Below are 9,562 nucleotides of genomic sequence, written 5' to 3'. Positions count from 1 at the left end.
GACCATCGGCACTGTAAGTCATATTCGTGGTGCGGTTTTCATCACTCCCCACAGGTGAAGCGACATAGTTTTCGATGGCCTGCGTGCGGCGACCGGCATCATCGTAGATGAAGCGTGTGGTCATATCAGCGGGATCGGTGGTTTCGAACAGGTTGCCCGCTTCGTCGTAAGTTTGGCTTCTGACGAGGATAGTATCAGAACGAGCAGGAATGAGTGCAGGCCGCGTAAATGTTGAACCGCCGTTGGTGCCGTAATTGGCGGTGGCCACCGTGCGGCCGATGCCGTCGTGCCAGAGGGCTTGATGGGTGACGCGGGCCTGGGGCTGGGTGGTGCTGGTGGGGTGGCCGAGTTCGCCGGGTTCGGTGTCGTCGGCGGTATGGTAACGCTGCTTCGAGGTGCTGGAGAGGGCGTGGCCCTCCAGATCGAAGTTGGTGTGGGAGGATTCGATGACGATGTCGTCGGAGAGGTCGAAGGCGTCGGCATAGGCCGATTCATCGAGATCGTAGGCGGCGAAGGTGGCGACAGTGCGGCCCAGGCCATCGAACTGGCTCTTGGTGAAGAGTTTCGAGCCGGAGGGGAGGGATTTGACGACCTGGCCGGAGGCATCGTACCAGGTGCGGTCGATCAGGGCGTTCCCTACGCTGCCAGTGGAGGGGTTGACGGCGTAGCGGCGGGATTGGTAGGGGCGGCCGAGGGCGTCGTAATCGGTCTCGCTGCGGCTTAAGAGTGTGCCGGTGGGAGAGCCGTCGTAGCGTTCGCTGCGGATGAGTTGGCCGCGGAAGTCGTAGGTTTCCTTCTGGCAGAAGTTTTCTTCGCCCTGGGTGACGAGGCGGCGGCCACGGTAATCGTAGCTATAGCTGGTTTCCCGCGTGGTGCTGCTATCGACGTGTTGTGTCGAGAGAATCAGGCGGCCCGCGATGTCGTATTCGGCTGCGGAGACGAGGACCATGTTGTTCGAGGGATGGCTGCCGCCGGGAGCCGTGGCGCCGGTGGGATCCTGTTCGGTGGCACCGGTATCGTTGGTGCCGATGTAGGTTGATAAGGTGAGACCGCGGGGATCGAGGACAACTGCGGAGATAGTGCCGCCGGGAGAGACCGTGCGGACGCGGCGTTTGAGGGCGTCGTAGCCGAAGGAGGTCTGGTCGTAGTGGGTGCCGGGGCTGCCTTCGCCGGTGGTGGGAATGGTGTGATAGGCCCGCTGAGAGGCAGCGAGGCAGCACTCGGTGTACTGGAAGGTGCTGAGGCGGGTGTAATCGGCCTGGGTCACGGCACCGTGGGTAGAGAGGCAGGTGGCGAGATCGCCTGCGGTGCTGGAGAGAATGGCGTGAGCCGAGACGAGCGTCTTTCCGGCACTATCGGCAATGGTGATCGAGATGGGATTGACGAGTGTCGCTGAGGAATCGCTGGTCTTGATGTAGCCCTGAGCGCTGTAGGAGGTGTGGTTGGCGTCGTCGTAGAGCATCCAGGAGGCAGTGCGGACCGCTGTTGCCGTTCCGGCGAGGTCGATGTTGTGGACGGGGCCGAGAGATTGGAGTGTGCGGCCCTGGGGATCGACCGTGAAATCGGTGATCGCGTGGAGGCCGAACTGCGGGAGAGTTTCCCAGAGAGACGATAGAGCCGTGGGGACGCCGGTGAGGAGCGCGGTGTCGGCGTCGTCGATCCGCTGGATGAGGGAGCCGGTGAGTTCATCGTAGACGAAGTGGGTGATGACGCCGCGTTCGTCGCGACTCCTGGTGAGGCGTCCGTAGAGGTCGTAGACTTCGCGGCGGGTGTTGTTGACGCCAGAGCCGTGTTCGAGGAGAGAGACGAGCGGGAGGGTGGTGACGCGTTCGTGGATGGCGCAGGTTCCCTCGTAGAACGTGTAGTCGTAAGTGGTGATGGCGGCGCTGGTGGCGTTTTCGTCGCGATAGAGCGTTTCCTGGGAGAGGAAGTAGCGGCAGGGTTCGCTACTTGAGCTGCTACCTCCACCACTGCTGCTGGAACCGGAGGAACTGCTGCTGGAGGTGCTGCCGTGGCAGCAGGGAATGTATTCCATTTCGCGAATGACGCGAGGCGTACCGGCGAGACCTTCCTGCACTGATTCGCTCGTGAGCCAGGCGGTGGGAGCGTGGTAGGTGTAGCGTTCGATGAGGCCGGTGTTGTTGTAGAGATAGGTGGCAGTGTTGGTGGAGGGAGAGTATTCGACGAGATCGGCCAGCTCTTCGTCGTAGCCGATGACGGCATCGGGATGGGCGTGGAATTCGACGTAGCCATTTGAGTTGTAGCGATAGTAATCGATCCACTCTTCGAGGGCGGGGCTGACACCGGTTTCGAGCGACTTCAGCAGGACGCGACCATCGGCATTCGTGAAGACGACGTGGCGTGAGCCATCGGGCCGGGTTTCGACGGTTTTCGTGTGCCAGTGGTTGTGGGCGGCTGAGAAGCTGCTGGTGGTGTATTCGTAATCAAAGATCTGCGAGCCACTGGAGCGGACTTCACGGGTCACGCGGCGGGCTTCATCGAACTCGAAGTAGTAATCGGCATAGAGGGCGACGAGACTGTTGGCAGCGGTGAGCGGATCGCTGACTGCGGGATCGGCAGCGAGGCGGTCGAACGAAGAAGGTTTGACGACATAGCGGAGGAGATGGCCACGTTGGGCGGGAATGGCACCGCTACTTCCGGAAGAAGCTGCTTGCGGCAGGTAATAGCGATAAAGAGTCGTGCCGGTGTCTTGCCAGGCGCTGTTCTGCCAGGAACGAGTGGTGACTGTCTGCAGGTCGTCGGTATCGCCAAAGGGATTGCCACTGGCGTAATAGGTGTAAATTGCAGAGGTGACATTCTGCCAACTGCCCGAACCGACTTTGCGGCGAAGGACGACTTCGGTGAGAAGTGAACCTGCGGGGCCGCCCGAGGTGTAGCTGTAGGCGTATTGCTCGGTGATATCGCCGGTGACGCGTTTGATCGAGGCGGGGAGTTGAGTGCCTGTGAGCAGAGCTTCGACAACGAGTTGATTCCCTGCGGGATCAACCTGGCGGAGGAAGAGCCCTTCATTGTCAAAGATCTGGAGGTCGCCATCGACAGAACGGAGCGTGTAGTTTTGAGTGGTGGCATTGTAGGTGAGTTGCTGCTTGATGCCGAAACGAGGCGCAAAGGTGTTTTCATCGCGGTCGAACCAGAGTTCGGCGAGGCCGCGGCCCATGACGATGACTTCAGTGTCGCGGAGAATCAGGTAAGGGACATGGGCGACGTGCCAGTTCCAGCCCTGGCCAACGTTCTGATCAAACTCGAGCTGCGGCGTGAAGCTGCGGCTGTGTCCCCAGGGAATACCACCGGCTGTCAGCGAAGGAAGATCGTTCACGCGGTAGGAGATTTCGCCCGTCGAGTAGCGGATGGACTTGCCGGTGGTGGATTTGGGCTCGGTTTTCGCCGGGCAAGTGGGCGGACATTCGCAGTCACAGCCGGGAGCTTGAGCCGTATCGGGCGCGGAGCAGTGCTCGGAGTTGCCTGTGGTAATGGAAACGTCACTGACGAAGGGTTCTGTGGACATGGAAGAGTCTTTCTGGGAGAGGACACAGTGCGGGAGGGTGAGAAAACAGGCGAAAGGGCGAGAGGGAGCAGTGGCAGAAGATTCGATGAACCGATGGGAGAATGTCAGTTGGTGGCGGGCGGGGTTTCTTCGGTAAGGGCGGGCCATTTGGAGAGAGGGCAGGCTTCCGATCGCCAGGCGAGTTTGTTGAGAAAGGTGTTATTGCCCGAGCACGAGCAGCCGCATTCCCGGCAATGAGTTCCGGTGAACGAAGGGCATTGCTGGCAGATCGAAAGCCGCTCTTGCAGTTGTTCTTCCGAGACTTTTTCGAAGCCATCGGCAGCATGTTGTGTGAGGGCCGAAAAAAAATGCTTCAGACGAGTGACGAACGACGGGAGCGGTGGGGTGTCGGTGGACAAGGGATGGGCTTTCTAACGAGAGGAAGGGGAAGAAGGCGGGAAGTGTGAGACAGGCAGAAAATCACGTTCTTCACTTAATGCGAAAATGTTGCGCTGGCATCGGTGATGACATCGCGAGCCTGGCGTTGTCCTGTGGCAGTGGCGTGTGGCCACAACGTGCTGGTTTCGCCCAGATGGCGCACCAGACTGGGCTGATGCACGAAGTAAGGGACACCGGCCCGGCGACACCACCAGCCCACGACCGAATCGATGTTCTTCAGCCCGGCAGCTGGCCCATGGGGTCGATGGTCAAGAATTGAGCGGTCGGTGAGAAGACGCCGGGCGGTGAGAGGTGAGACGAGATACGCGAGGGCTCCCCAGGCTTGCCAGCCAGGATCAATTGCGACAAAGCCGCGAGTTTGAGGCCGGGCTTCATGAGCTGGGCAATAGAGGGAGTAAATCCCCTGCGGCAATGGGCATTCGGGGAAGATCTGCTCCAGATAGGGCACTAGAGAAGCCGCGAGTTCCGCATCATCCTGCAGGAGTAGATAGCCCTTCGCTTTTGGCTGCGACAACACCAGTTCCGTAAGCGAGACATACCAGTTGGGGAATGCACCGAGCGTGGTACCGCGTTGAGAGATGGTGACGTTCTGTCGATGAGAATTCTTGCGGGATGGCAGCGGTGTGTCTGGTTCTGCGAAGAGTTGTACCTCTGTGAAACCGGCACGAGATACAGAATCCAGCGTGGCATCTAATGTGGGGATCTCTCGTGGAGCCGTGGTGATCCCTACGCCCCAGTGGGATATTTCGTTCGATACATGGGGTTGAGCTGCAGAGCGCATCGATTTCCTCGCAGAAAGAGACTGGGAAGGCAAAAAGCGGATAACGGCTTCGCGAAGGCGAAGAACGCTCAGTGAGCCTGGATCCGGGGGAGATAAGCTTGAGGAAAGTCATCGCGGCTGAATTCGTCGGCAATTCCCAATGCGTCGAAATGTTCCCGCCACCAGCGTCCCAGAAGGGCATCGGCTGCTGGCTGGAGATTTTGTGCTAAGCCGGAAGCGAGGCAGAATTCACCAAAGACCACACTCTCAGAAGTGATGTAGGCATCGACACGCACAGGAAAATCAAAGAGCCTCGAAAGTTGGCGGGCCATTGCCAGAAGTTCGGGTAAGCGTTCAGGCCGTGCGTGATCCTCCCAGGGGCGGCCGCAAACATCGTGGAGCGCTTCCCAATGAAGTGGATCATAGTACGCGAATGTTTTTGTCAGGCGATTGATGACCTGAATCAGTTTGACTTCGTACCCGAAGCAATAGCATTTGAAATCCCGTGGTGGTACCTGCCCATTCTCATCGACAACCAGCTCTTCCAACACATTGCCATACTGCTGTCCGAGGCGGATTTGTCCGTTTTGCACGACCACGACGTTTTTGGCACAGCTTTCGGAGTTGGGTTTCAGGACAAATGATAGATCATCTCCTGCTAATGAACGTGGGACACGGTAACCTTGATGAGCCACCACATTTTTGGCGAACAACTTGTCGATACTCAGCCTGTTATCACGAAGTTGTGAGCGAATGCCGTTCACCCGCTCACGCTGCCAGCGGTAACTCCAGCGGTCTGGTATCTCGTTTGATTTTGCTTCGCCCGCTGCACCTGAGGATGCTGAGGGGGTGCAGACAGGGGGATGTGCGGGATTCTCGATGTCTTTCGAAATTGAAACTCTGATCGCATCGTGTGGTGGAACCGGGCCATCATCCTGCCGGATCTGAAAATAGCGGCGAATGGCCGAATGCATGGCGGGTTTGTGAGAACTCCAGGTCCACAACCCCTGGTCATCGAGCCTGAGGTCTGTCGCAGGGTCGTAATCGTGCTCTGTGAGCCAGCGCATCCGATCAACGTAATGACGATTTTTGCGGTCACCGTGCCACAGATGTTGAATGGTGCCACACAAAGCTCCCAATTCACCGTTGACTGCGGGATAAGCGTGGTCTTCCCAATGAGCAATCGCCCTCCGCCATCCGGCAGATCGCAATTCATCGAGGAATGGAGAAGGTGTTTTTAACCAGCCATGGAGCATGGTGGTGTCGCCTCCACCGACGACATCCTGATCGAAGAGACCAGCGGTGAGCGCGTTTCTTCGGGCCGCCCAGGCGAAACCGGGGTGGGCCAATTGAACAGAGGAGTTCCGCGTTTCGAGATACTTGGCCACGACTCCCGGGCGACGTTCAAACAGTTGCCTGCTGGCATCGAGTAACTCGACGTTGTCAAAAAGCTGGACAATCGGAAATCGTTCGAGAGCTTGTTCCGTTTGTTCCAGCCAATCAGGATCCGTGAAGAGCACGTCGGCATCGATCCAGGCAACGGCATCAAAGGATTCGGGGACAGCCTGAATCGCCAGGTTCAGCAATCGCTCTTTCTGCCAGAGCGTGTGCTTTAAAGGATCGCCTTGCAGTTGAATGGCATCGGGCACATGAAACGTTCCGTCGAATGAGAGCTCGACGGTGGTCAATGGAGCCTTCAACTGTTCACGGAACCGATCATAATTGTTCCAGATCCGCTGATACCGACAAGGATTAAACAGACAAGTGACAACATGCAGCACGACACACCTCCAAAACAGGGCTCTCACCCTAGCGGAGGTTGTTGCGCCATTTGGTCAGTGGGTTAAATCTGCGGAGATTTGTCAGTTCTCGAAGACGCACCAAAAATTTTCGTTAACGACGCCAGAATTTGGTGGGCCGCGTGAGTTCCATACGATTCTCCGGATTGTTGAGGTGCTCAAATCCGTATCCAGCGAGAAAGTTTTTCTGGACTCGTCAGCAGATGAGATTGGCCCGGGTGACTCGATCTTCATGGAACGGGCCAGATGATTTCCATGAGCGACGCACCTTCACATAGGGTGCAAAACATTCCAGTGATTCAGCCCGATGCAATTGCAGCCACAATTCTGCGTTGTTCGTTGAAACAAAATCAAACTGATCAATCCGGCCGCGTTGCCCGTTGGCTCAAGCCATTGGTTTAGAAATCAGAATTCGATTCTCTGAAAATCATCTCAAGGGAAACATGCCGAGAGTTTCAGTGGATTGCATCCGTCTGGAAGTGTTCGGCAACTTTGCATCCAGTTGAGTCTCAGATAGCAATCGAAACCCGCATTCGAGTCCTTACGGGTTCCTGGGCTTTCAGGACGCATTCACTTTCGAGTTCATCTGCCCTCGGTCGCTCCAGCGATTCTCAACTCAAAAAAGCCTGTCTTGCACAGTGCCCAGAATCCAACACGGTATCCAGAATCCAAGACTCTGCATGGCGAATCCCAGATGATCAAACTACAGTTGTGCGAGTAAAGTTCGGGATGGGATGGGCCAAATTTTGATATGACACAGAACAGCGGAACCAAAGAACGTCTTCAAAGACTGATCAAGCTGGTCGTTTTGTTGCAGACGGGACGTCGAAGATGCGTTGCCGATCTTTCTGTAGACCTTGAGGTCAGCAGAAGAACAATTTTTCGAGATATCGCACTGCTCCGTGATGCTGGATTGCCAATCGTGCATCAAACGGAAAATGGCGGTATCTGGCTGATGAAATCTCGGTTCAAATTGCCAAGAATTCGGCCTGAAGATACCGCCATGCTGTTAATGGCCGTTTTGTCATCAAATTTGCAATCTCTACCAGCCGTCAAACAACTGACGGATGCATTTGTAGCAGAAGTTCTTGAAGGGCTCTCAACGAACCATAAGGAATTCATGCTCCGTGTGATGCAGGCAATTCAGTTTGAACCACCTGCCAAAGATATTTCCATACATGGCTGTCTGGCATCTCTGGTGAAATCCATCGAAACACGAAAGAAGGTTCGGCTATGGGTCTACTCACAAAATCAGAGTGGCAGTTGGTCAACACTTTCCGCACCACTTTGGCTTGAGCTGAGTACTCAAAACTGGAAGGTTTTCGCACACTCATCTTTGCATCAGAAAGTTTGCGGTTTTCACATCGAGAATCTTGAACGCGTCCAACTATTAGACGAAGATTTCGATCCCCAGACCATCCGGCGACCTCGTGATCAGGAAGCTATTCCCATCTACTAATGTTCTTTTCGAATGTCTGTGATGCTCTCAGCTGTACTAGAGGATGTTTTCTTGCGAAGAATCGATGAAAACGCCATCAGGATTCTTTACCTTGATGGAATCTACAGTTGCTGATTCTGATTCAACTTGATCATTCCGAAAATCACCACAACAAGGAATCATGATGGCGAAGATCGGAAAGCTGGCTGCCGACAATGTCGTCAGTTTTAAAAACTGCCAGGGAACGGCAGCAATCGGAACAATTTTGCGGCTCAGTCGAGCAGCGATTGTGTTTGAGGTCTACAACCCTTATTCGATTGTCCAGGTCAGTGAAGTTTTGCAGCAGGTTGTCATTCGCCGAGGCGATCGCCCCATCTATCAGGGTCGCGCTGTTGTAACAACCCTTGTGAATACAGGGCTGCTGGCGGTTGTCTCCGCATCATTGGTGGAACCCTGGGCCGATTTGACCGATCTGCACCCTGGGCCTGCACTTCGCAAAGAGGTCGAGAATTTTCTGGGTGACTGGTCCGCTGCTCAGGAGCGCCTTGAACCCACTTACCAGCAACTCGTGACGACAATTCGAAATTTTCTGGGGGATCTGAGCCGCTGGCTATCGCATAGCGAGGTGGTTTCTGGTCTGAGTGAGCTTCCACAATCCAATCAACTTGTCACAGAATTCACTGAGGATGTCGCCAGCCAGGTTCTGCCTAAGTTTTATGAACTCTTCGATCAATTCGAGCATGTGGCAAAACTCGTTGATCGTAAGGTCGTGAATACCCATAAGTCGTTTGTCCAGCGGGAACTCCACCCGCTGCTCATGTGCTCGCCCTATATTCACCGCACATTTTCAAAGCCTTTGGGATATGCAGGTGATTATCAGATGGTGAATATGATTGTCAGAGATCAGTGGGAAGGTGCCAACACCTATGCACGAATTGTCAATTCGTTTCCACTCAAGATTTCGACAGCCCAGGCCCACCGCAATCGGATTGATATTTTACTCAATAAACTTAAGGAGAATTCCCAAAAGCATGCCTCCTCAGGCCGTCGCTTTCGAGTGTTAAATGTGGGCTGCGGGCCTGCCGTCGAGATTCAACGTTTCGTACAATCGGGTGAAGGCGCGAATTGGACGGAGTTGGAACTCCTTGATTTTGATGCACAGGCTCTCGAACACGCAAAGTCGACCATTTCGCAGATACTGGCCTCCTCGAAGTCATCCCTCGATGTGAAATTCACAAGACGGTCAATTCACGAATTGCTGGAAACTATGGAGGAAGAGCCTCCATTCCCCAAGGAACACTTTGATTTAATCTACTGTGCAGGACTGTTTGATTACCTCAGTGATCCGATATGCCAGCGCCTGGTTGAACTCTTTTATGACTCGGTTGTTCAAGGAGGGACAGTTTTGGTCACCAATGTCCATACCAAACATCCCAGCCGAGGATTTATGGAGCACATTCTTGAATGGACTTTGGTTCTTCGTGATGAATGTGGGATGCGTGCCATGGCACCAGAAAACTCCACATGTGTCGTTTACGATGACACAACAGGTGAAAATCTGTTTTTGGAAGTCAGAAAGCCGATGGAAGGGGAAGTTTAAA

6 protein-coding genes and 1 pseudogene are annotated in these 9,562 nt (G+C 55.1%); 3 read left to right on the top strand and 4 right to left on the bottom strand.

What is annotated here, in order from left to right:
• The 4 genes from A6X21_RS10920 to A6X21_RS10905 form a co-directional block, all read right to left on the bottom strand.
• A partial coding sequence (locus A6X21_RS10920) for an RHS repeat protein (protein WP_165603765.1) occupies window positions 1–3,526 on the bottom strand: 3,526 nt, incomplete at its 3' end.
• Between the two features lie 104 nt (window positions 3,527–3,630).
• Window positions 3,631–3,924 carry a hypothetical protein gene (locus A6X21_RS10915; RefSeq protein WP_068847799.1) on the bottom strand — a complete coding sequence of 98 codons (294 nt, stop codon included), beginning with the start codon at window positions 3,922–3,924 and terminating at the stop codon, window positions 3,631–3,633.
• A 74-nt stretch (window positions 3,925–3,998) separates the two neighbouring features.
• Window positions 3,999–4,745: a hypothetical protein gene (locus A6X21_RS10910; RefSeq protein WP_068847798.1), complete on the bottom strand. Its 747-nt coding sequence runs from the start codon at window positions 4,743–4,745 to the stop codon at window positions 3,999–4,001.
• Window positions 4,746–4,813: 68 nt separating this feature from the next.
• Window positions 4,814–6,505: an ATP-grasp fold amidoligase family protein gene (locus A6X21_RS10905; protein ID WP_068847797.1), complete on the bottom strand. Its 1,692-nt coding sequence runs from the start codon at window positions 6,503–6,505 to the stop codon at window positions 4,814–4,816.
• Window positions 6,506–7,274: 769 nt separating this feature from the next.
• Here A6X21_RS10905 and A6X21_RS25545 point away from each other — a divergent pair.
• The 3 genes and pseudogenes from A6X21_RS25545 to A6X21_RS10895 all read left to right on the top strand — a co-directional run.
• A pseudogene (locus A6X21_RS25545) lies at window positions 7,275–7,442 on the top strand (HTH domain-containing protein); the annotation flags it as partial.
• Window positions 7,443–7,445: 3 nt separating this feature from the next.
• Entirely contained in the window at window positions 7,446–7,982 is a 537-nt protein-coding gene (locus tag A6X21_RS10900) for a WYL domain-containing protein (RefSeq protein ID WP_240490238.1), read from the top strand.
• Between the two features lie 163 nt (window positions 7,983–8,145).
• Window positions 8,146–9,561 carry a class I SAM-dependent methyltransferase gene (locus A6X21_RS10895; protein WP_068847801.1) on the top strand — a complete coding sequence of 472 codons (1,416 nt, stop codon included), beginning with the start codon at window positions 8,146–8,148 and terminating at the stop codon, window positions 9,559–9,561.
• Window position 9,562: the final 1 nt, after the last annotated feature.

It is taken from the genome of Planctopirus hydrillae, assembly GCF_001707835.1.
GTDB classification, from domain to species: domain Bacteria; phylum Planctomycetota; class Planctomycetia; order Planctomycetales; family Planctomycetaceae; genus Planctopirus; species Planctopirus hydrillae.
This window is presented reverse-complemented; position numbering and strand designations above follow the sequence as displayed.

What these genes read in the sequence shown, in the direction of transcription:
- A6X21_RS10910 (WP_068847798.1), bottom strand. Translation starts at nt 4,745, where the DNA reads ATGCGCTCTGCAGCTCAACCCCATGTATCGAACGAAATATCCCACTGG.
- A6X21_RS10895 (WP_068847801.1), top strand. Translation starts at nt 8,146, where the DNA reads ATGGCGAAGATCGGAAAGCTGGCTGCCGACAATGTCGTCAGTTTTAAA.